Source organism: Pseudomonas sp. 21615526 (assembly GCF_013386245.1).
In the GTDB taxonomy this organism is placed as follows: Bacteria; Pseudomonadota; Gammaproteobacteria; order Pseudomonadales; family Pseudomonadaceae; genus Aquipseudomonas.
Map to the genome: position 1 here is coordinate 36,702 of NZ_JACAOM010000075.1, position 21,189 is coordinate 57,890.

The window sequence follows — 21,189 nt, forward strand, 5'->3', positions numbered from 1 at the left end:
GACTTGGCCGACCGGGATGGCTGCGATACCATCCGGTTCCCCAACGGACTCCGCCAGGACGACGCGATGAACCGAGTGTTGTACCCAGGTACCTTCGACCCAATCACCAAGGGCCATGGCGATCTGGTCGAACGCGCCTCGCGCTTGTTCGACCATGTGATTATCGCGGTCGCTGCCAGCCCCAAGAAAAACCCGCTGTTTCCCCTGGAACAGCGCGTGGAGCTGGCCCGTGAGGTCACCAAGCATCTGCCCAACGTTGAAGTGGTCGGCTTCTCGACGCTGCTGGCGCACTTCGCCAAGGAACAGAACGCCAATGTGTTCCTGCGCGGCCTGCGGGCGGTGTCGGATTTCGAATACGAATTCCAGCTGGCCAACATGAACCGCCAACTGGCGCCGGACGTGGAAAGCCTGTTTCTTACGCCTTCGGAACGTTATTCGTTCATTTCCTCGACGTTGGTCCGGGAAATCGCGGCGTTGGGCGGGGATATCACCAAGTTCGTGCACCCGGCTGTGGCGGATGCTCTCACCCTGCGATTCAAGAAATAATCCCGGACTGCAGGAGCTGGCTTGCCAGCGATCCAGGCGCCACGGTGCAACTGACCCATCGCCATCGCCGGCAAGCCGGCTCCTACTGTCCATCGCTGTGACTCGCACTGCGGGCGCCAATGCGGCACAATTGCGCGCATTAGTTTTCAGATGCCTTGGCTGACAGCCCTGGCAGGAGTTTCCATGTCCCTGATCATCACCGACGATTGCATCAACTGCGACGTCTGCGAACCCGAGTGCCCGAACGCTGCCATTTCCCAGGGTGAAGAGATCTATGTGATCGACCCCAACCTGTGCACCCAGTGTGTCGGCCACTACGACGAACCCCAGTGCCAGCAGGTTTGCCCGGTGGATTGCATTCCGCTGGACGAGGCTCATCCGGAAACGGAAGAGCAACTGATGGAGAAGTACCGGTTGATTACCGGGAAGGCCTAAGTCCCTTGGCGCTTCATTAAGCCCCTTCGCGAGCAAGCCCGCTCCCACATTCGACCGAGTTCCACCTTTGGAATGCAGTCGAATGTGGGAGCGGGCTTGCTCGCGAAGAGGCCATCAGCAGCACCACAAATCGTCAGCTCTGACACTTCGGGCAAAACACACTCGCCCGCTGCCCCAGCATCACGTTGCGCAACTCAGTCCCACAGACCTTGCACGCCTCGCCACCACGGCCATAGACGAACAATTCCTGCTGGAAATACCCCGGCTGCCCGTCGCCGCCGATAAAGTCCCGCAACGTGGTGCCGCCGCGCTCGATGGCCGCCGCCAGGATGCGCTTGATCTCGATCGCCAGCTTCAGGTAACGCCCACGGGAAATGCCCTTGGCTTCCCGACGCGGATCAATCCCAGCGGCAAACAGCGCCTCCGTCGCGTAGATGTTGCCCACCCCCACCACCACCGCGTTGTCCATGATGAACGGCTTCACCGCCATCGAGCGTCCACGGGACAGCTGGAATAGCCGCTCGCCGTCGAACAGGTCGGTCAACGGCTCCGGCCCCAGGCGGATCAGCAGCTCGTGGTTCAGCGGGTCGAGGCTCCAGAGCATCGCGCCAAAGCGTCGCGGGTCGGTGTAGCGCAGGGCCAGGCCCGACTCAAGTTCTATATCCACATGCTCATGCTTGGCCGCCGGGCTGCCGGCTTCCACCAGGCGCAAATTGCCCGACATGCCCAAGTGGCTGATCAGCGTGCCGACCTCGGCATTGATCAACAAATACTTGGCCCGCCGCTCCACCAGCACGATGCGTTGCCCGGACAGCCGCACATCCAGGTCTTCCGGGATCGGCCAGCGCAGGCGCCGCTCACGCACCACCACACGGCTGACCCGCTGGCCTTCCAGGTGCGGCGCAATTCCGCGCCGGGTGGTTTCGACTTCCGGTAACTCGGGCATGTGTACCTCTTGGAAAAAGGGTTAGTGCGCGCCCAGCTCGCGGATCGACAACTTCAAGCTCTCGAAGTCGTAGTCCGACAGGCCGATATGGTCCAGCACCAGCGGGCCGATGGCGTTCCACTCATGGTCATCCACCTGGTTGCCCAGCACGCGGTACGACGCACAAATGTGCTCGGCCATCTTCAGGATCGCCAGCAGGTTTTTCAGCTGCGGCTTGTGGTTGGACTCGTCGCTGAAAATCGCCAGGGCATTGTGGTGGTTGGCGATGGCGTCGGTCACATGTTCCGGCAGGCGCCAGGATTTGGCGGTGTAGTAACCCACCACGGCATGGTTGGTGTTGAACGCCTGGTTCTCGGTGTCGACCACACGGCACTCCGGGCCGGCGTTGGCATAGGCCTCTTCCAGCACACTCATGTAGTTCGGGAAACGCTTGAGCATCAACGGCACGCCACAATCGTGGAACAGCCCCAATGCGTAGGCTTCATCGACCGCCTGGCTGCCGGTGCGCTTGGCCAGGGCCAGGCAGGTCATGGCCACGTCCTGGGCGGTGTCCCAGAAACGGTTGAGGGTGACGATGGTGTCGTCGCTCATCTCGCCCTTGATCGACTGCGCGTTGATCAGGTTGACGATGGAGCGGCTGCCCAGCAGGTTCACCGCGCGCTGTATCGAGACGATCTTGTTGCTCAGACCGTAATACGGCGAATTGACGATCTTCAGCAGCGAGCCGGAGAGGCCCGGGTCCTGGGCGATCAACCGGGCGATCACTTCCAGGTCCGGATCGGGCATGTACTGCTCCATCTGCAAATCCACCATGATTTGCGGTTGAGGCGGCACACTGATGCCTTGGAGGCTCTGTTGGATCTGTTCGGCGGATAGCTCTTGGGACATAGGGGGCACACTCTGGACTAGGCGGCGATTCTAACCTTTATGGCAACCAGGCTGACACCTCAAAAACCCGAACTGAAACCGGACCGAATGTGGGAGCGGGCTTGCCTGCGATGCAGACGGCTCGGTCTTTCAGATAACCGAGGTGATGCTATCGCAGGCAAGCCAGCTCCCACAGGGACATCACAACCCACATGTCCGGCGGCGCCGCCAAGTACTGCACAACACGGTATACTCCCGCTCTTTTTTCCGGAGCGACGTCATGTCCCTGCCAAGCCTGCGTCTCAAAGCCAACGCCGATCGTCGTTTGCGCAACGGCCACCTGTGGGTCTACAGCAACGAAATCGATGTGGCCGCCACACCTCTTCACGGCTTCCAGGCAGGCGACCAGGCGATCCTGGAAGCAGCCGGCGGCAAGCCCCTCGGCATCGTGGCCATGAGCCCGAACAACCTGATCTGCGCCCGCCTGCTGTCCCGCGACATCAAGTTGCCGCTGGACAAGTCGCTGCTGGTACACCGCATCAACGTCGCCCTGTCCCTGCGTGACCGCCTGTTCGACAAGCCGTTCTACCGCCTGGTGTACGGCGATTCCGACTTGTTGCCAGGCCTGGTGGTCGACCGTTTCGGCGACATCCTGGTGGTGCAGATCGCTTCGGCGACCATGGAAGCCCACAAGGAAGACGTGATTGCCGCACTGACCCAAGTGCTCAAGCCAAGCGGCATCCTGTTCAAGAACGACTCCGCCGCGCGTGATGCCGAAGGCCTCAACCGCTACGTCGAAACCGTGTTCGGCCTGGTGCCGGAGTGGGTGGCACTGGAAGAAAACGGCGTGAAGTTCGAAGCGCCGGTGATCCAGGGCCAGAAGACCGGCTGGTTCTACGACCACCGCATGAACCGCGCCCGCCTGGCTCCGTATGCCAAAGGCAAACGCGTACTCGACCTGTACAGCTACATCGGCGGCTGGGGCGTGCAAGCGGCCGCCTTCGGTGCCAGTGAAGTGTTCTGCGTCGACGCCTCCGCCTTCGCCCTCGACGGCGTGGAGCGCAACGCGGCACTGAACGGCGTTGCCGAGAAAATGACCTGCATCGAAGGCGACGTGTTCGAAGCCCTCAAAGAGCTGAAAGCCAGCGAAGAGCGTTTCGACGTGATCGTGGCCGACCCGCCTGCCTTCATCAAGCGCAAGAAAGACATGAAAAACGGCGAAGGCGCCTACCGCCGCCTGAACGAGCAAGCCATGCGCCTGCTCAGCAAGGACGGCATCCTGGTCAGCGCTTCGTGCTCGATGCACTTGCCGGAAGACGACCTGCAAAACATCCTGCTGACCAGCGCCCGTCACCTGGATCGCAACATCCAGATGCTGGAACGCGGCGGCCAGGGCCCGGACCACCCGGTGCACCCGGCGATTGCCGAGACCCGGTATATCAAGAGCATTACTTGCCGGTTGTTGCCGAATAGCTAAGTTATTCCCGCGATGCTGCCCGACTGGCTCCGGGCAGCATCAATTCACAAAGCCGCGCCTTCAAATAAAAGCAAACTTTTTAATTTCTTGTACAACGTCAAAAACCACATATAGCTTCATCGTTACAGCAAAAACATACTACAACGCCAGCAGAATCCTCCTACGCCTCCTGACTAGATAAATCTAAAACCAGCGCCTAGCCTAGTTTCTGTCACAATCATTTTGTGTGACAGCCATTTAACTTAATGAAATGGAGAGCTGATATGAAGGCAATCGTTCTTGAGTCAAAAGCACTGGCAGCATTCGCATTGATTGGAATGCCTAAATAAGTCGTTGATGACAAGCTGGGTTGTACGCCAACCCAGCCCTAAGAACGGGAAGAAAACAATGCACATAAATCCCAACTTATTTTTCTTAACCAAATCACAACATCTGATCATCTGGAACTACAAAACTCATGAGCAATTTGAATTAGATCGCGCGCACTCGCAGCGACTGCTAGAACTAATATACGACCTTTCGCTTTATAACCCTGAGTTTGAGATCGACTCGACGTTCACTCACCATGCAATTATTCAACAAGGTGCGCCAACGTTAGATAACCAGTGGGGGTGGGATGACTTGTCGAGGATATTCCACATCGGTACAAAAGACTTATCAGACGCTGATCAACCTACAGACAGCGTCAGTTGGGCAGCTCATTATTTGGCCCACTGCCAGGGCGTAATGCGCAAGAGTCCTCCTGACTCGAATCGGTTCGCCCATCTCCAATCAGAAGACTTTATCAGTCTGCCGCAACCCTCACCAAACGAATCTCTCAGAACATACCCGTTACTGCAACACACGTTAATTAAGCGAAAAACCTGCCGCACCTATTTAAACAAAAGCATTTCTTTAGAAGACCTGAGTACGCTGCTCTACCTGTCTCTAGGGCACTTAAAAGAACGCCTGCAAGACACCTCACATTTAACGCCCCCCTCTTTCCGCGCTAGACGAAGCAGCCCGTCAGGTGGTGGATTAAGCTCCAGCGAAGGTTATGTGTATGCGTACAACATAAGAGGCGTAAATCCCGGACTTTATTATTACCACCCGGAGTTACACGCACTCAGGCTGATTCGTCGAATACAAGAGCCTCTTGGAAACTACCTTAACGGCCAGCACTTCATCGACAATCTTCCGTTTGGTATTTTCATTACATCACGATTCGACAAACTGTGGTGGAAGTACCCACACTCCAGAGCCTACCGAGTTGCCCTGATAGAGGCCGGACACATCTCACAAACCGCTCAGCTCATTTCAACCGCCATGGGGCTTAATACTTGGATTTCCTCCGCTCTCAACGATACCAAGATCGAGAAAGCCCTTGGCATACAGGACCTTAAAGAGCAGTTGGTACTTTTCGTAGGCGCCGGTTACAGCGACGGTCAGGTTTTCAGCGATGAATTCGAAAAGCTTTTGAGGACTGATTGAGGCCTTGGCGATGCAGCCTTTTACAGCATGCCTTTGGAAGAGAATGGCTCCACCTTTATTGATTGAATTCTCGCCACCCAAGGCTAATATCGGTTTTTGGCACCCCACCGGAAATAAAAACAATGTCTGAGTCTTCCTGCTCGCCCTTACTCGGCAGCGAGATAAAACGCCACCAATTCTCACGCTTCATCCTCATCACTTGCATCTCACTTATCAGCTTCTTCCCGATCAACATCCTGCTGCCCTCCTTCCCCGCCTTGGCTGAAAGGTTCGATACACCCACCGCCGATGTGGCGCTGTCCATCAGCCTGTTCACCCTGGTTTTTTCGATTTCCCAACTGGTCGCCGGACCGCTGTCGGATAAATGGGGCCGCAAGGAAGTCCTGCTCGGTTGCATCACGCTGTCGATCCTGGGTGCGATAGGTTGCGCATTATCGACGGACTACCTGAGCTTCCTGCTCTTTCGCTCGGTCCAGGCCATGGGTTGCGGCTTCTTCGTACTGGGCCACGCGTTAGTGGAGGACCTGTTCGAAGAACAGGATCGCGCCCGTGTGCGCCTCTACTACATGACCCTGAGCGGCTCGTTCGTCGCCTTGTCACCGCTGATCGGCTCCTGGTTGCAAACCACCTTCGACTGGCAAGGTAGTTTCTATGGGTTCGCACTGATGGCGTCGGGCATGTTGATCCATGCGTTCTGCATACTGCCCTCCAAGTCCGCCAGCCCGCACCGCACGCAGGTGTCGATCATCGGCACGCTGAAAGATGTCGCAACCAATCGCGACTTCCTGCGTTACTGGTGGATCGCCGCGTTGGTGTTCGCCTGCTACTTCGCCTTGATCAGCGTGACACCGTTGATTTTCATGGACTCGCTGAAACTCTCCGAATACCAGTACGCACTGGTACTCATGGTGTATGGCGTGGCCTATCTGCTCGGTGGCTTGGCGGCGTCGTATCTTCAAAAACGCATCTCGCTGTCCCGGCAAATCAACATCGGCCTTGGATTGCTGCTTGTCGCAGGCGTGCTTCTGATGCTGATCGTCGGTCTTGGAGCTATCACCACCATCACCCTGCTGATCCCGATGCTGATCAGCGCCCTGGCCGTGACCCTGGTACGCCCCGCCGCGATTTCCGCGGCCATGTTGCTGTTCTCCAGCAGCGCCGGCACCGCCGCGTCGGCCGGCAACAGCATCATGTTCATCACCGCCGCCGTCAGCAGCGCCGCCCTCGCCCAAGCCGGGGCCAACCTGCTGATGACCATCGCCATCAGCTTCATCGTGTTCAGCGTTTGGGGCGTGGTGACGAACGCCCGGGTCGGTCGCTGACCATGAAACTTGCACACCCACACGTCTCGTAAGCGCTATCTACACGCTGGCGGCCATTCCCTCCGGCCGCCAGCGGTGTAGAATCGGACCTATTCATCGCCAGTCATCCCCCGGCGGGTTTATGAGCTCGAGGCCCAAGCAAGCGGCGATCCCGCGACGCGAGTGGCAACTTCCGGACACACGGCCATTTTTCGGGTGTTCCAGTCGTCAATTAGAAGCTCACTCCCCTTTAGTACTTGATTAGCCGCCCGGAGTGCTCCAATGCCTGATTACCGCTCGAAAACATCCACCCACGGCCGCAACATGGCCGGCGCCCGCGCACTGTGGCGCGCCACGGGGATGAAAGATGACGACTTCAAGAAGCCGATCATCGCGATTGCCAACTCGTTCACCCAGTTCGTACCCGGCCACGTCCACCTCAAGGACCTGGGCCAACTGGTCGCCCGCGAGATCGAACGCGCCGGCGGTGTAGCGAAAGAATTCAACACCATCGCCGTGGATGACGGCATCGCCATGGGCCATGACGGCATGCTGTATTCCCTGCCGAGCCGCGAGATCATCGCCGACTCCGTGGAATACATGGTCAACGCCCACTGCGCCGACGCCATCGTGTGCATCTCCAACTGCGACAAGATCACCCCCGGCATGCTGATGGCCGCCCTGCGCCTGAACATCCCGGTGATCTTCGTCTCCGGCGGCCCGATGGAAGCCGGCAAGACCAAGCTCGCCTCCCACGGCCTCGACCTGGTGGACGCCATGGTCATCGCCGCCGATTCCAGCGCTTCTGACGAGAAGGTCGCGGAATACGAGCGCAGCGCCTGCCCTACCTGCGGTTCGTGCTCCGGCATGTTCACCGCCAACTCGATGAACTGCCTGGTGGAAGCCCTGGGCCTGGCCTTGCCGGGCAACGGCTCGACACTGGCCACCCACAGCGACCGCGAGCAACTGTTCCTGCAGGCCGGCCGCACCATCGTCGAGCTGTGCAAGCGCTACTACACCGAGAACGATGAGTCGGTGTTGCCGCGCAACATCGCCAACTTCAAGGCGTTCGAAAACGCCATGACCCTGGACATCGCCATGGGCGGTTCCACCAACACCATCCTGCACTTGCTGGCCGCCGCGCAAGAAGCCGAGATCGACTTCGACCTGCGGGACATCGACCGCCTGTCGCGCCACGTGCCGCAACTGTGCAAAGTCGCGCCGAACATCCAGAAGTACCACATGGAAGACGTGCACCGCGCCGGCGGGATCTTCTCGATCCTCGGCTCCCTGGCCCGTGGCGGCCTGTTGCACACCGACCTGCCGACCGTGCACAGCAAATCCATCGCCGAAGGCATCGCCAAGTGGGACATCACCCAAACCACTGACGAAGCCGTGCATCACTTCTTCAAGGCCGGCCCGGCCGGCATCCCGACGCAGACCGCGTTCAGCCAGTCGACCCGTTGGGAAACCCTCGACGACGACCGTGAAAACGGCTGCATCCGCAGTGTCGAGCATGCCTATTCGAAAGAGGGCGGCCTGGCCGTGCTGTACGGCAACATCGCCCTCGATGGCTGCGTGGTGAAAACCGCCGGTGTCGACGAGTCGATCCACGTGTTCGAAGGCCGCGCCAAGATCTACGAAAGCCAGGACAGCTCGGTACGCGGCATCCTCGCTGACGAAGTGAAGGAAGGCGACATCGTCATCATCCGTTACGAAGGCCCGAAAGGCGGCCCGGGCATGCAAGAGATGCTGTACCCGACGTCGTACCTGAAATCCAAGGGCCTGGGCAAAGCCTGCGCCTTGCTGACCGACGGCCGTTTTTCCGGCGGGACCTCGGGCCTGTCCATCGGCCACGCTTCGCCGGAAGCTGCTGCGGGCGGCGCCATCGGCCTGGTGCAGGATGGCGACAAGGTGCTGATCGACATTCCGAACCGCTCGATCAACCTGTTGATCAGCGATGAAGAACTGGCGGCACGCCGGGTCGAGCAGGACAAGAAAGGCTGGAAGCCGGTGGAGAAGCGTCCGCGCAAAGTCACCACCGCCTTGAAGGCTTACGCCCTGCTGGCCACCAGTGCCGACAAGGGTGCTGTGCGTAACAAGGCGATGCTTGACGGTCTGTAAACCTCGCCCATAAAAATGCCCCGCCATGTGCGGGGCATTTTTTTGTCTGGAGATAATTCCCCAAACAAAGAAGATCAACTGTGGGAGCGGGCTTGCTCGCGAATTGCGGTGTGCCAGTTACTGAATAAGCTGGCTGATCCACCGCCTTCGCGAGCAAGCCCGCTCCCACATTTTTGACCGAGTCCAGCCGTACTTACTGAATCTCGTCCGGCTTGACGATCACCCAGTTTTTATCCGCCGTCACCGGCAACCCTTCCTTGGCCTGGGCCGCAGCGTGCTTGGCCATCATGCCGTTGAGCTGGGTCATGTATTTGTCTTTACGGTTGATCCACAGGTGGATGCCGCCCTTGGCCACGTCCACATCATGGAACAGCATGTAGCCGTCACTGGTTGGCGTGTCGCCACCGACGATCACCGGTTTTTTCCACTCGTCGATATAGGTCAGGATCGCTGCGTGCTTGCCGGCCATCCAGGTGGCCGGGGTCCACAGGTACGGGGTCAGTTCCAGGCCGAGGTTGGCCTTCTCGTCATACTTGCCGGCAGCAATCTGTTTGCGGGCGGTGGTCAGCTCGCCGGTCTTGCGGTCCTTGAGCAAGGTGGTCACGCCGATGACGTTCTCGGGTTTGACGTTGTAGCCGTACTTCGGATCGGCCGCGACCATGCGCACCAGTTCCTCGGACGCGGCGGTCATCACGTAGACCTCGATGCCGTTTTCCATCAGCTTGTTGAACAGCTCAGCCTGGCCGGTGAAGACCTTCGGCGGCTGCACTTCCATGTTCTTGACCACGTCACCGTCGTAATAGGTGACCGGCACCGGCTTGCCCGACGCCATCATCTCGTCGACGTAGCCCTTGAGTTCCTTGAGGGTGAAGCCGGAGAAAATCTGCGCGACCCACGGGTAGCAGACCATGTCGTCGACTTCGCAGAGGCGGTAGTAGTAGCTGAAGAGGCTTTCCTTGTGGTCGGCGGTGTCTTTGAACGGGATCAGCTTCAGGGAAGGGTCCATGGTGTCGCGGGTAATCAGGCCCTTGTTTTCCAGGTACGGCAGCAACGACTCTTCAAGGTCGTAGCGGTAACTGGTGTTGTCCATGTCGAACACCGCGAAGTTGCCCTTGTTGGCATTGGCAGCAATCATCGTGTCCAGTTGCTTGGCGGCAGCCGCCGGCCAGTGTTTCAACTCGGTGGCGGCAAAGGCCTGGCTCGCGAGGCCCAGGCACAGCGCGGCGGCAAACAGTTTCGGCGCTAGCTTCATGTGCGTTTTCTCCCTGAGTGAAAGACATCGACGCTAACAAATCTGTATGACAGTTATCGCCCGAGCGCGACCGCTTTCGTCGTGATCGCGCCAATGCCATACGCCTGCGCGTCATCCGCTTATTCCAAAAACGACAGTCACCATGCGATAACGTTATTAAATCAATATATTTCAAGCTGTTAGGCTTGCCGGTTCGCAATCGCAGGCTCCTGCGATTGGCTGCCTTCTCAACGGAGCTTCAATGAATCTGCCCCTGATTCTCAACTTACTGGTGTTCGTGGCCTTGCTGCTGGGCCTGGCACAAACCCGCCGAACCAACTGGAGCCTCGCCAAGAAGGTGTTGTTTGCGTTGGTACTCGGCGTGATCTTCGGTGTGGTGCTGCACGCGATCTACGGTGCCGGCAACCCGGTGCTCAAGGCCTCGATCGGCTGGTTCGACCTGGTCGGCAACGGTTACGTGCAGTTGCTGCAAATGATCGTGATCCCACTGGTGTTCGCCTCGATCCTCAGCGCCGTGGCCCGTCTGCATAACGCCTCGTCCCTGGGCAAGATCAGCTTCCTGACCATCGGCACGCTGCTGTTCACCACGGCAATCGCGGCGCTGATCGGTATCGGCCTGACCAACCTGTTCGGCCTCACCGCCGAAGGCCTGGTGGCCGGCACCCAGGAAATGGCGCGCCTGCAAGTGATCCAGAGTGATTACGCGGGCAAGGTCGCCGACCTGAATATCCCGCAACTGCTGCTGTCGTTCATCCCGCAGAACCCGTTCGCCGACCTGGCCCGGGCCAAGCCGACGTCGATCATCAGTGTGGTGATCTTCGCTGCATTCCTCGGGGTTGCCGCGCTGCAACTGCTCAAGGATGACGTGGAAAAAGGCCAGAAAGTCCTCAACGCCATCGACACCCTGCAAGCCTGGGTGATGCGCCTGGTGCGCCTGGTGATGAAACTGACCCCCTACGGCGTATTGGCGCTGATGACCAAAGTGGTCGCCAGCTCCAACCTGCAAGACATCATCAAGCTCGGCAGTTTTGTGGTGGTGTCGTACCTGGCCCTGGGCCTGATGTTTGTGGTGCATGGCCTGCTGCTGTCGCTGGCCGGGATCAACCCGCTGCGGTTCTTCCGCAAGGTCTGGCCGGTACTGACGTTTGCCTTCACCAGCCGCTCCAGCGCCGCGAGCATCCCGCTGAGCATTGAAGCGCAGACCCGTCGCTTGGGGATTCCGCAGTCCATCGCCGGCTTTGCCGCCTCGTTTGGCGCAACGATTGGCCAGAACGGTTGCGCGGGTCTTTACCCAGCGATGCTGGCGGTGATGGTTGCGCCGACCGTGGGTATCAACCCGCTGGACCCGCTGTGGATCGCAACACTGGTGGCGATTGTGACCTTGAGTTCGGCCGGTGTGGCGGGCGTGGGCGGCGGTGCGACGTTTGCCGCGCTGATCGTGCTGCCGGCGATGGGCTTGCCGGTGTCATTGGTGGCGCTGCTGATTTCGGTTGAGCCGCTGATCGACATGGGCCGTACGGCATTGAACGTGAACGGTTCGATGACGGCCGGGGCGATTACCAGCCAGATCATGCAGCAGACGGATAAAGAACTGCTCAATGCCGATGAGCATGCGGAATTGGCGCAGGCCTGACAGACCGCTATCGCAGGCAAGCCAGCTCCCACATTGAACCGGTTTTTTCAGTAATACTCGGTCAACTGTGGGAGCTGGCTTGCCTGCGATGCTCTTAGGCTTTTTCCCAAACTTCGAAGTTGTACGCCGGCTTGTCACCCTCAGCCGCATTCTCGACATTCGACACCAGCTTCCACTGGTTCAAATCAAACTCGGGAAACCACGCATCCCCGTCCGGGCTCAACGCCACCCGCGTCAAATACAGGCGATCCGCCTGCTCCAGCCCCTGGGCATACAACTGCGCGCCGCCGATCAGCATCAGCTCATCCACGCCCTGCGCCTTGGCCCATTCCTCAGCCCGCTCCACGGCCGCGTCCAGTGACGGAAAAACTTCCGCACCTTCCAGCGCCAAGTCGGTCTGACGGCTGACCACAATGTTCAACCGGCCCGGCAACGGTCGCCCCAGGGAATCCCAGGTCTTGCGCCCCATGATGATCGGCTTGCCCAGGGTGGTGGCCTTGAAATATTTGAAATCCCCCGGCAAATGCCAGGGCATGCTGTTGTCGACGCCGATCACACGGTTTTCACCGAGGGCTGCGATCAGGCTTAAAGGGAGAGTTTTTTTCATGGCGACGAGAATACCAGAGCCGCGCGCGGCATACCCCAACCGGCGTTCCAGCGGTTATGCTCCAGACTCACTGGCTCAACAGGACGGCGCGTGACAGCTCTGACCCCCCTGCAAACACTCTGGCTGACCGAGACCGTGCGCCTGCGCGAGGAACACGCGGGCGCCCTGGAAGACCAGGAAGCCAATCGCCTGGCCCGCAGCGCCGGCGGCGATTTGCCCACGCGCATTCAAAACCGCGCGCTGTGGCTGGCCGAACGCGATGGCCTGACCGCCGCCCTGACCCGCTGGCTGCAAGGTGCGCGCCTGGCGCTGATCCTGCTAGCGGCAGTCGCCATTATCAGCGGCGCCGGCCTGGCGTTTGCCGCGCTGGGCAACGGGTTGGCGCCGGTCAATGTGTTCTGGGCCCTGGGCAGCCTGCTGGGTTTGAACCTGATCCTGTTGTTGAGCTGGGCCCTGGGCCTGCTGTTTGCCGGCGAACACGGCGCCAGTCTTGGCCGCCTGTGGTTATGGCTCAGCGAAAAACTCGCCCGCGACGCCAAGGCCGCGCAACTGGCGCCCGCCCTGCTGCTGTTGCTGCAACGGCGCAAGCTTAATCGCTGGGCCGTCGGTGTGCTGGTCAACAGCCTGTGGCTGCTGGCCCTGCTCAGCGCCCTGGTGATCCTGCTGACGCTGTTGGCCACCCGGCGCTACGGCTTTGTGTGGGAAACCACCATCCTGCGGGCCGATACCTTTGTCGCCGTGACCCAAACCCTTGGCGCCCTGCCCGCCTTGCTCGGCTTCAACGTGCCCACTGTCGAGATGATCCGCGCCAGCGGCGATGCCGCCCTGAATATCGAAAGCGCCCGCCAGGCCTGGGCCGCCTGGCTGGTGGGCGTGCTGCTGGTGTACGGCATCCTGCCGCGGCTGATCCTTGCGTTGCTGTGCCTGTGGCGTTGGAAACGTGGGCGCGCCGCCTTGAGCCTCGACCTTAACCTGCCCGGCTACAGCCAACTGCGTGAACGGCTGATGCCCAGCAGCGAACGGCTTGGGGTCAATGATGCGGCGCCCGAACAATTGCACCACGTGACCGGCGGCGTCAGTGAACTGGAAAGCAACGGCGCCCTGCTGGTGGCCATCGAGCTGGACGACCAGCGCCCATGGCCGCCGAAGCTCCCGGCCAGTGTCAAGGACGCCGGCATCCTCGACAGCCGTGAATCCCGCAACAAGCTGCTGGAGCAACTCACCCGCTTCCCGCCCGCGCGCCTGGCCATCGCCTGCGACCCACGCCGCTCGCCGGATCGCGGCAGCCTTGCGCTGATTGCCGAACTGGCCCGCAGCGCCACCGCCACTCGGGTCTGGCTGCTGCAAGCGCCCGCCGGCCAAGCCCTGGATGCTGAGCGCCTGGGTGATTGGCACACGGCCTTGCAACAACTGGAGATACCGTTCGCCGATTGCGCGCCGCTCACCTGGCTGGAGACCGGTCATGACTAAGCCCCAGAAACTTGCGGTGGTCGGCCACACCAACGTCGGCAAGACCTCGTTGCTGCGCACGCTCACGCGAGACGTCGGCTTTGGTGAAGTCTCCCATCGTCCCAGCACCACCCGGCATGTCGAAGGTGCGCGCTTGTCGGTGGACGGCGAAGCCTTGCTGGAGCTGTACGACACGCCGGGCCTGGAAGATGCCATCGCCCTGCTCGATTACCTCGAACGCCTGGACCGCCCCGGCGAACGCCTCGACGGCCCGGCACGGCTGGCGCGTTTTCTGGAAGGCAGCGAGGCCCGGCAACGCTTCGAACAGGAAGCCAAGGTGCTGCGCCAACTGCTCGCCTCGGATGCGGGCTTGTATGTGATTGATGCAAGGGAGCCGGTGCTGGCCAAGTACCGCGATGAGCTGCAAGTGCTGGCCAGCTGTGGCAAGCCGTTGCTGCCGGTGCTCAATTTTGTCAGCAGCGCCGACCACCGCGAGCCGGACTGGCGCGAAGCCCTCGCCCGCCTCGGCCTGCACGCGCTGGTGCGTTTCGACAGCGTCGCGCCGCCGGAAGACGGCGAGCGCCGGCTCTATGAAAGCCTCGCCCTGCTGCTGGAAAACTCCCGTGGGCAACTGGAACGGCTGATCCTTGATCAGGAAGCCCAGCGCCAGGCCCGCCAGCAAAGTGCGGCGCGGCTGATCGCCGAACTGCTGATCGACTGCGCCGCCTGCCGCCGCAGCGTGGTCAGCGAAGCCGAGGTAGAACAGCAAGCCATCAGCGAACTGCGCAAAGCCGTGCGCCAGCGCGAACAGCGTTGCGTGGAGGCCTTGCTCAAGTTGTTCGGCTTCCGCCCGCAGGACGCCGCCGCCAGCGATTTACCGCTGCTGGACGGGCGCTGGGGCGATGACCTGTTCAACCCCGAGACCCTCAAGCAACTGGGCGTGCGGGTCGGTGGCGGTATCGCAGCCGGCGCGGCGGCCGGTGCAGGTGTGGATCTACTCGTAGGCGGCCTGACCCTCGGCGCCGCCGCCCTCGCCGGAGCCATCGCGGGAGGCGCGCTGCAAACTGCCCGCAGTTATGGCAGCCGCCTGCTGGGCAAGATCAAGGGCCAGCGCGAGCTGACCGTCGACGACAGCGTGCTGCGCCTGTTGGCCCTGCGCCAGCGGCAACTGCTCAAGGCCCTGAACCTGCGGGGGCATGCGGCGATCCACAGCATCAAGGTCGACACACCCCAGGACAAGACCTGGCGCGAAGGCAAATTGCCCGAAGCCCTGAACAAGGCCCGCGCCCATCCGCAATGGTCGTCCCTCAACCCGCACCCCAGGTTGAGCCAGGCCGAACGCCAGGAACAGATCGAAGCCCTGGCCCAGCGCCTGGACGAGACCTAAGCCGCCAACAATTGCCGGGCCTTGGATTTCAACACTTCAAGGTCCAGCACCGGCACATGCATTTCCTTGGCCTGTTCATCCCAGTGGCGCATGCGCAGGCTCACGGCGCACAGCGGGTCCTGCTCGAACGCTTGGGCTTCCTCGGCGGTCATCACGCCGCCCTGGTAACCCAAGGTACGACGGCTGGCTTCGCTCAAGCGTGCGTAATAATCCGGCTGGCTGAAGGTCAGATAACGCTTGGCCTGCACGTGGTATTCCACCAGTTTTGCCATCCGCTCGCTGAAGCCTGCGCGGCGCAGATAATCGGCGCCCAGCCGTTCATGGCTGACCACACCATAACCGCCCATGTTCTCGCCACCTTGGCCGCAGATATGCCCGATATCGTGGAAGAACGCTGCCAGCACCACTTCATCATCGAAGCCCTCAGCCATGGCCAACTGCGCAGCCTGGGACATGTGCTCGATCTGCGAGACCGGTTCGCCGATGTAGTCAGCCGTGCCGTGCTGTTCGTAAAGGCCGAAGACCTCGGCGATTGCCTGCTCTGCGTTCATCACGCGCTCCCCCACAGCTCAGTGATATTGCGCTCGGCCATCGCCGGCCCGACGCTCATGCCCACGCCGGTGTGCATCAACGCCGCGCTCACCCCCGGCGCCGCCCGCGTGAACGAGAACGGCCCCGGCCCACGGGAACCATAGACGCCCTGCCAGCGCTCCACGACCTGGATCTTGCAGCCCAGGGTATGTTCGGCCAGTTCGATCATCCAGTTGTCCACCTGTTCGGCGTTGAACGGGGAAGGATCGCTGCCGTAATGGTGGGAATCCCCGATGATCAGTTCGCCATAGGGTGTCGGGCTGATCAGCAGGTGAATACCGTTTTCATGCAGGTGCGGTACATCCCGCAGAATTTCGGCCTGTACCGGCGCGGCTTCCGGCAAGTCGGCGAAGGCGCCGTAGTGCACGCAGCTGAGGCCGGTCAGCAGCGCGTGTTGCAGGTTCAACTCCACCACTGGCCGGGCGCGCAGCATTTGCAGGCGGCAGATTTGCGGGTTGAGTTCGGCAATCTGCTCGGCCAGCAGCGTCTGGTAGTCGTGACCGGAGCAGACAATGATCTGCTCGCCGCGAAAGGAGCCGGCAGTGGTGTGCACCTGGCCGGGTTCGATGTCGCGCACCAGGGTGGAGAAATGAAACTCCACGCTCAGTTCGCGGCTGAGGTAGTTGATCAGCGCCGGGATAGCCTCGCGCGAATACAGTTGTTGATCATCCAGGCCGTGAAGCGCAGCGCGGTGATGGGCGAACTGGCCACCGTACAGCTCGTGCAGGGCGGCGCCTTGCAGCAACTTGACGCGATAACCGTGTTCTTGCGCGCGACCGGCGCAGAAGGCTTCAAGCAAGTGCTCTTCGGCTTCGGTGCGGGCGAACAAATAAGAGCCGTTGCGCTTGAGCTGGATGCCGGCGAGTTGCGCCCACTGGCCCCAGATCTCGCGGCTTTCCCGCGCCAGGTCGAGCATCGGCCCGGGCGGCTGGCCGGTGACCAGTGCCTGGCCGAAGTTGCGCACGGAAGCACCCAGCGGTGTGCCGCTGCGCTCGAAGACCTTGACCTTGAGGCCGCGTTTGGCAGCGGCATAGGCATGGGACAGGCCGAGGATGCCGGCACCGATGATCAGCAGTTGTGTCATGAAGACCTCTCGTTCCCACGCTCCGCGTGGGAATGCATCCTGTGACGCTCCGCGTCACGACTACAAAAGCGGACGCAGAGCGTCCAGAGCCGCGTTCCCACGCAGAGCGTGGGAACGATCGGTAGTTATTGTTTTTCCGACTTGCCGTCATAGCGCTTGCGCCATTCGGTCAGGATGCTGTCGCGGTTTTTCGACGCCCAGGCAAAGTCATTCTTGATCAACCGCTGCTCGTAGTCCGCCGGCAACTCGGTCTGCGGCTTGGCAATACCCGGCTGAGCCAGTACCGCGAAGTTTTCCTTGTACAGCTCCATCGCCGCGGGGCTGGCGGAGAAGTCGGCGAGTTTCTGTGCCGCGTCTGCGTGGGCAGTGCCCTTGATCACGGCAGTGGCTTCGATATCCCAGCCCAGGCCTTCTTTCGGCAGGATGATGTCCAGCGGTGCGCCCTGGCGCTTCAGCTGAACGGCCGGGTATTCGAAGGAAATGCCGATCGGGAATTCACCCGAGGCCGCCAGCTTGCAGGGTTTGGAACCGGAGTGAACGTACTGGCCGATGTTCTGGTGCAGGTCGTCCATGTACTGCCAGCCCTGCTTCTCGCCGAAGGTCTGCAACCAGGCACTCACATCCAGGAAGCCCGTGCCGGACGAGGCCGGGTTGGGCATCACGATCTTGCCCTTGTATTCAGGCTTGGTCAGGTCCTGCCAGCTCACCGGCTTGCTCAGGCCCTGCTTTTCGGCTTCGACGGTGTTGAAGCAGATGGTCGCAGCCCACACGTCCATGCCGACCCAGGCCGGCGGGTTGGCGGCGTCGCGGTAGTTCGCACCGATCTTGCTCAAATCTGCCGGTGCGTAGTTTTGCAGCATGCCCTGCTGGTCGAGGATCGCCAGGCTGGAAGCCGCCAGGCCCCAGACCACGTCAGCCTGCGGGCGGGCTTTTTCGGCCAGCAGCTTGGCGGTGATGATGCCGGTGGAATCGCGCACCCATTTGATCTCGATGTCCGGGTTAACCTTTTCGAAGGCTTGTTTGTAAGTCTTCAATTGCTCGGCTTCGAGGGCCGTGTACACGGTCAACTCGGTCTTGGCGGCAAAGGCATTCAGGCTGAACGCAGTGAGCACAGCAGCGGCTAACGCCAGGGGCTTGAACATGGTGCAGTTCCTTTATGGGTGAATTATTGGCCGGGCGCGGTTTGGCGCCAGGCCTGGGAGCGGCGCAACAAGCCGCGTGAGGCCCACGCCAGCAGCAAGGACACGCTCGCCGAGGTGAACAGGATCAGGGTCGACATGGCCGCCGCACCGCCGACGTTGCCGGCGTCGTCCATGTTCAGTACGGCGACGGCGGCGAGGATGGTGTCGGGGCTGTAGAGGAAGATCGCGGCGGAGACGGTGGTCATCGCCGAGACGAACAGGTAGCGCACGATGTCCAGCAGCGCCGGCAGGCAGATCGGCACGGTGACCCGCAGGTAATGGCGGTACAGCGGCGCCTTCAGCGACAGCGCGGCGGCTTCGAATTCCGCGTCCAGTTGGCGCAGGGCCGTGGTGGCGGTCATTTGGGCGGTGGTCAAATAGTGAGCAATGGTGCACACCACCAGCAACGTCATGGTGCCGTAGAGCACATGCAGCGGGTTGCCGTTGAGGTTGAAAAAGAACACGTAGCCCAGGCCCAGCACCAACCCCGGCACCGCCATCGGCACGAAGCTGAGCATGCGCAGCGCCAGGTTCAGGCCCTTCTGGCCCCTGGTCTTTTCCATCAGGTAGGCGCCGGTGAAGATCAGCACGCTGCCGATCAACGCGGTGCACAGGGCCATGGTGATGCTGTTGCGGTAGGCCAGCCAGCCGCCGCCGGCCGTGTCTTCGAACTGGTAGTGGGCCAGGGACAGCGACAGGTTGTAGGGCCAGAATTTCACCAGGGATGAGTAGACCGCCATGCCGAACACCAGCAGCAGGATCGCGCAGATCAGCAGGACGATGGCCAGGTAGCAGCCATCCCGCAGTTTCGACGGCGCCGGCTGGAACACCTGGGCGCGGCCGCTCATGGAGTCGCCATGGCGGCGGCGCAACCAGGCGTCGACACCGAAGCTGAACAGCGCCGGCAGCAGCAGGACCATGCCGATCAAGGCGCCCCGCCCGAATTGCTGCTGGCCGACCACGGCTTTGTAGGCTTCCAGCGCCAACACTTGGTAGTCGCCGCCCACTACAACAGGCACACCGAAGTCGGTGATGGTCAGGGTGAACACCAGACAAAACGCGGCAAACACGGCCTGGCGCGTCGCCGGCCAGGTGATGCTGCGAAACGCCCGGGCGGGACTCGCGCCCATGCTCGATGCGGCATCGAACAAACGTGCATCCGCCAGGGAAAGCGCCGACAACAGGATCATCAAGGCATGGGGAAAGGTGTAGATCACTTCGCCGAGGACGATGCCCCAGAAGCCATAGATGTTGTCCGACAGCAGCCCGCGCAACATGCCCTGGTTACCGAACAGGTAGACCAGCGCAATCCCGGGCAACATCGACGGCGCCATCAACGGCAGCAGCGACATGCCGCGCCAGATCGCCTTGCCCGGAATAAGCGTGCGTTGCAAAGCGTAGGCAAACAGATAAGCCAGTGGTACGACGATGGCGGCAACGCTGCCGGAAACCTTCAGGCTGTTACCGAGCAGCCAGTGGAAATTGTCGCTGGTGACCAACTCCCGCGCCGCCACCAGGCCACCGCCCTGCCCGGCTTCACTGCTGAAGCCGCGCCAGAAGATCGCCAGCAGCGGCAGCAGTACCGCAACGCCCAGCAGGCACAGCCATAACAGCTTGCCGCCGACCACAAAAATACGGTCGCCGACTTCGGCACGGGAAACCTGACGAGCCACGTTATCGGGTATCGGCAGAGTCATATCGCGGGCCATCTCAGGCAAACACCTGCAGGCTGCGCGGGGGCAGCGCGACCCAGATGTCCTGGGCGCCAAGGCGCGGCATGGCTTCCGGGGCCAATTCGGCCAGCAGCGGATGGCCGGGCAGTTGGTCCAGCTCGAAGCTCATGCGGCAGCGGTTGCCGAGGAAAGTGATCTCGCGGACCTTGGCCGGGAACAGGTTTTCTTCATGCACCGGCGGGTTGACGCTGATGGCTTCCGGGCGGCAGAACAGACGGCCCGATTTCGCGACGCCTGCGTTGTCCGCCAGGCGCATATTCATGCCGCCAACCTGGGCGTGGCTGGCGCTGTTGCGACTGAACGGCAGCCAGTTGCCCTGGCCGACGAACTCGGCCACGAACGGTGTGGCCGGGCGGTCGTAGATTTCCTGGGGCGTGGCGTACTGCTCGACCTTGCCGTTGTTCATCACAGCGATGCGGTCGGCCATCAGCATGGCCTCGTCCTGGTTGTGGGTGACCATCAGGGTGGTGATGCCCAGGCGGCGCTGCAGTTGGCGCAGCTCGGTGCACAGATGCTCGCGCACCCGGGCGTCGAGGGCCGACATGGGTTCGTCCAGCAGCAGCAAGGACGGCGCCGGCGCCAGGGCGCGAGCCAGTGCCACACGCTGTTGTTGGCCGCCGGAAAGTTGGCCGGGGTATTTCTTTTCGCTGCCCACCAAACCCACCAGTTCGAGCATCTGCCCGACACGCTTGCGCACTTCATCACGGCCACTGCCGGTGAGGCCGTAGCCGATGTTCGCTTCGACGGTGAGATTGGGAAACAGCGCGTAGGACTGGAACAGAATGCCGTAGTCCCGAGCCTGGGGTGCCAGTAGGGAAACATCGCGGTCGCCGAGGTACAACTCGCCGCTGTCCTGGCGCTCCAGGCCGGCGATGCAGCGTAGCAAGGTGGTCTTGCCGCAGCCCGACGGGCCCAGCAGGCACACCAGTTCGCCAGCGGCGACGTCCAGGGACACGTTATCCAACGCGGTGAAGGCGCCGAAGCGTTTCTGTACACCGCGCACCTTCATTGGCGCGCCGGGATTGGTCATGGCTGTGTTCATGGAGGCACCTCATCAAACTGATGAAGGTCATCCTAGGCAGGCAATGCGTCCCTCTTGTGGCAGA

18 protein-coding genes are annotated in these 21,189 nt (G+C 61.3%); 9 read left to right on the plus strand and 9 right to left on the minus strand.

The window, feature by feature from the left end:
• Window positions 1-66 precede the first annotated feature (66 nt).
• Window positions 67-546 carry a pantetheine-phosphate adenylyltransferase gene (gene coaD / locus HX786_RS21600; protein ID WP_003176711.1) on the plus strand — a complete coding sequence of 160 codons (480 nt, stop codon included), beginning with the start codon at window positions 67-69 and terminating at the stop codon, window positions 544-546.
• A gap of 183 nt (window positions 547-729) precedes the next feature.
• Entirely contained in the window at window positions 730-981 is a 252-nt protein-coding gene (locus HX786_RS21605) for a YfhL family 4Fe-4S dicluster ferredoxin (RefSeq protein ID WP_003213796.1), read from the plus strand.
• A 133-nt stretch (window positions 982-1,114) separates the two neighbouring features.
• Here HX786_RS21605 and mutM read toward each other — a convergent pair whose 3' ends face one another.
• Window positions 1,115-1,927, minus strand: coding sequence for a bifunctional DNA-formamidopyrimidine glycosylase/DNA-(apurinic or apyrimidinic site) lyase (gene mutM, locus HX786_RS21610; protein WP_008438968.1), 813 nt, complete (start codon window positions 1,925-1,927; stop codon window positions 1,115-1,117).
• Window positions 1,928-1,948: 21 nt separating this feature from the next.
• Entirely contained in the window at window positions 1,949-2,761 is an 813-nt protein-coding gene (locus HX786_RS21615; protein WP_173882995.1) for an HDOD domain-containing protein, read from the minus strand.
• Window positions 2,762-3,074: 313 nt separating this feature from the next.
• Between HX786_RS21615 and HX786_RS21620 the strand changes: the two genes are divergently transcribed.
• The 4 genes from HX786_RS21620 to ilvD all read left to right on the plus strand — a co-directional run bounded on the left by HX786_RS21620 (window position 3,075) and on the right by ilvD (window position 9,166).
• Window positions 3,075-4,271 carry a class I SAM-dependent rRNA methyltransferase gene (locus tag HX786_RS21620; RefSeq protein ID WP_177041177.1) on the plus strand — a complete coding sequence of 399 codons (1,197 nt, stop codon included), beginning with the start codon at window positions 3,075-3,077 and terminating at the stop codon, window positions 4,269-4,271.
• Between the two features lie 387 nt (window positions 4,272-4,658).
• Window positions 4,659-5,741 carry a SagB/ThcOx family dehydrogenase gene (locus HX786_RS21625; protein WP_177035304.1) on the plus strand — a complete coding sequence of 361 codons (1,083 nt, stop codon included), beginning with the start codon at window positions 4,659-4,661 and terminating at the stop codon, window positions 5,739-5,741.
• Between the two features lie 122 nt (window positions 5,742-5,863).
• Window positions 5,864-7,063, plus strand: coding sequence for an MFS transporter (locus tag HX786_RS21630; RefSeq protein WP_177022339.1), 1,200 nt, complete (start codon window positions 5,864-5,866; stop codon window positions 7,061-7,063).
• A 261-nt stretch (window positions 7,064-7,324) separates the two neighbouring features.
• Window positions 7,325-9,166 carry a dihydroxy-acid dehydratase gene (gene ilvD / locus HX786_RS21635; RefSeq protein WP_003213802.1) on the plus strand — a complete coding sequence of 614 codons (1,842 nt, stop codon included), beginning with the start codon at window positions 7,325-7,327 and terminating at the stop codon, window positions 9,164-9,166.
• Between the two features lie 193 nt (window positions 9,167-9,359).
• Here the strand turns inward: ilvD and HX786_RS21640 are convergent, their stop codons facing one another.
• Window positions 9,360-10,418 carry a haloacid dehalogenase-like hydrolase gene (locus HX786_RS21640; RefSeq protein WP_256344258.1) on the minus strand — a complete coding sequence of 353 codons (1,059 nt, stop codon included), beginning with the start codon at window positions 10,416-10,418 and terminating at the stop codon, window positions 9,360-9,362.
• Between the two features lie 241 nt (window positions 10,419-10,659).
• Here HX786_RS21640 and HX786_RS21645 point away from each other — a divergent pair, with 241 nt between their 5' ends.
• Entirely contained in the window at window positions 10,660-12,051 is a 1,392-nt protein-coding gene (locus tag HX786_RS21645) for an L-cystine transporter (protein WP_003213804.1), read from the plus strand.
• A 94-nt stretch (window positions 12,052-12,145) separates the two neighbouring features.
• Here the strand turns inward: HX786_RS21645 and HX786_RS21650 are convergent, their stop codons facing one another.
• Window positions 12,146-12,658, minus strand: coding sequence for a dihydrofolate reductase (locus HX786_RS21650; protein ID WP_008438965.1), 513 nt, complete (start codon window positions 12,656-12,658; stop codon window positions 12,146-12,148).
• A gap of 90 nt (window positions 12,659-12,748) precedes the next feature.
• On the opposite strand from HX786_RS21650, the gene HX786_RS21655 reads away from it, so the two are divergent.
• Window positions 12,749-14,128 carry a DUF2868 domain-containing protein gene (locus tag HX786_RS21655; RefSeq protein ID WP_134327480.1) on the plus strand — a complete coding sequence of 460 codons (1,380 nt, stop codon included), beginning with the start codon at window positions 12,749-12,751 and terminating at the stop codon, window positions 14,126-14,128.
• Window positions 14,121-15,494 carry a DUF3482 domain-containing protein gene (locus tag HX786_RS21660; protein WP_178912566.1) on the plus strand — a complete coding sequence of 458 codons (1,374 nt, stop codon included), beginning with the start codon at window positions 14,121-14,123 and terminating at the stop codon, window positions 15,492-15,494. Before HX786_RS21655 ends, HX786_RS21660 begins: the two co-directional genes overlap by 8 nt.
• Here the strand turns inward: HX786_RS21660 and HX786_RS21665 are convergent.
• From HX786_RS21665 to HX786_RS21685, 5 genes are all read right to left on the minus strand, one after another.
• Window positions 15,491-16,045, minus strand: a complete 555-nt coding sequence (locus HX786_RS21665) for a phosphonate degradation HD-domain oxygenase (protein WP_178912567.1) — start codon at window positions 16,043-16,045, stop codon at window positions 15,491-15,493. The genes HX786_RS21660 and HX786_RS21665 overlap by 4 nt on opposite strands.
• On the minus strand, window positions 16,045-17,169 hold the full coding sequence (locus HX786_RS21670; RefSeq protein WP_178912568.1) for a TIGR03364 family FAD-dependent oxidoreductase: 1,125 nt from the start codon (window positions 17,167-17,169) through the stop codon (window positions 16,045-16,047). The genes HX786_RS21665 and HX786_RS21670 overlap by 1 nt, the downstream gene beginning before the upstream one ends.
• 125 nt (window positions 17,170-17,294) lie before the next feature.
• Window positions 17,295-18,311: a putative 2-aminoethylphosphonate ABC transporter substrate-binding protein gene (locus HX786_RS21675; RefSeq protein ID WP_003213811.1), complete on the minus strand. Its 1,017-nt coding sequence runs from the start codon at window positions 18,309-18,311 to the stop codon at window positions 17,295-17,297.
• Between the two features lie 23 nt (window positions 18,312-18,334).
• Window positions 18,335-20,059: a putative 2-aminoethylphosphonate ABC transporter permease subunit gene (locus HX786_RS21680; RefSeq protein ID WP_178912569.1), complete on the minus strand. Its 1,725-nt coding sequence runs from the start codon at window positions 20,057-20,059 to the stop codon at window positions 18,335-18,337.
• Between the two features lies 1 nt (window position 20,060).
• Window positions 20,061-21,125: a putative 2-aminoethylphosphonate ABC transporter ATP-binding protein gene (locus tag HX786_RS21685; protein ID WP_023659299.1), complete on the minus strand. Its 1,065-nt coding sequence runs from the start codon at window positions 21,123-21,125 to the stop codon at window positions 20,061-20,063.
• Window positions 21,126-21,189 lie beyond the last annotated feature (64 nt).

Bases quoted from the DNA above. Each gene is read 5' to 3' on its own strand.
- coaD (WP_003176711.1), top strand. From the start codon at position 67: ATGAACCGAGTGTTGTACCCAGGTACCTTCGACCCAATCACCAAGGGC.
- HX786_RS21605 (WP_003213796.1), top strand. From the start codon at position 730: ATGTCCCTGATCATCACCGACGATTGCATCAACTGCGACGTCTGCGAA.
- mutM (WP_008438968.1), bottom strand. From the start codon at position 1,927: ATGCCCGAGTTACCGGAAGTCGAAACCACCCGGCGCGGAATTGCGCCG.
- HX786_RS21620 (WP_177041177.1), top strand. From the start codon at position 3,075: ATGTCCCTGCCAAGCCTGCGTCTCAAAGCCAACGCCGATCGTCGTTTG.
- HX786_RS21625 (WP_177035304.1), top strand. From the start codon at position 4,659: ATGCACATAAATCCCAACTTATTTTTCTTAACCAAATCACAACATCTG.
- HX786_RS21630 (WP_177022339.1), top strand. From the start codon at position 5,864: ATGTCTGAGTCTTCCTGCTCGCCCTTACTCGGCAGCGAGATAAAACGC.
- ilvD (WP_003213802.1), top strand. From the start codon at position 7,325: ATGCCTGATTACCGCTCGAAAACATCCACCCACGGCCGCAACATGGCC.
- HX786_RS21640 (WP_256344258.1), bottom strand. From the start codon at position 10,418: ATGAAGCTAGCGCCGAAACTGTTTGCCGCCGCGCTGTGCCTGGGCCTC.
- HX786_RS21645 (WP_003213804.1), top strand. From the start codon at position 10,660: ATGAATCTGCCCCTGATTCTCAACTTACTGGTGTTCGTGGCCTTGCTG.
- HX786_RS21650 (WP_008438965.1), bottom strand. From the start codon at position 12,658: ATGAAAAAAACTCTCCCTTTAAGCCTGATCGCAGCCCTCGGTGAAAAC.
- HX786_RS21660 (WP_178912566.1), top strand. From the start codon at position 14,121: ATGACTAAGCCCCAGAAACTTGCGGTGGTCGGCCACACCAACGTCGGC.
- HX786_RS21665 (WP_178912567.1), bottom strand. From the start codon at position 16,045: ATGAACGCAGAGCAGGCAATCGCCGAGGTCTTCGGCCTTTACGAACAG.
- HX786_RS21670 (WP_178912568.1), bottom strand. From the start codon at position 17,169: ATGACACAACTGCTGATCATCGGTGCCGGCATCCTCGGCCTGTCCCAT.
- HX786_RS21675 (WP_003213811.1), bottom strand. From the start codon at position 18,311: ATGTTCAAGCCCCTGGCGTTAGCCGCTGCTGTGCTCACTGCGTTCAGC.
- HX786_RS21680 (WP_178912569.1), bottom strand. From the start codon at position 20,059: ATGGCCCGCGATATGACTCTGCCGATACCCGATAACGTGGCTCGTCAG.
- HX786_RS21685 (WP_023659299.1), bottom strand. From the start codon at position 21,125: ATGAACACAGCCATGACCAATCCCGGCGCGCCAATGAAGGTGCGCGGT.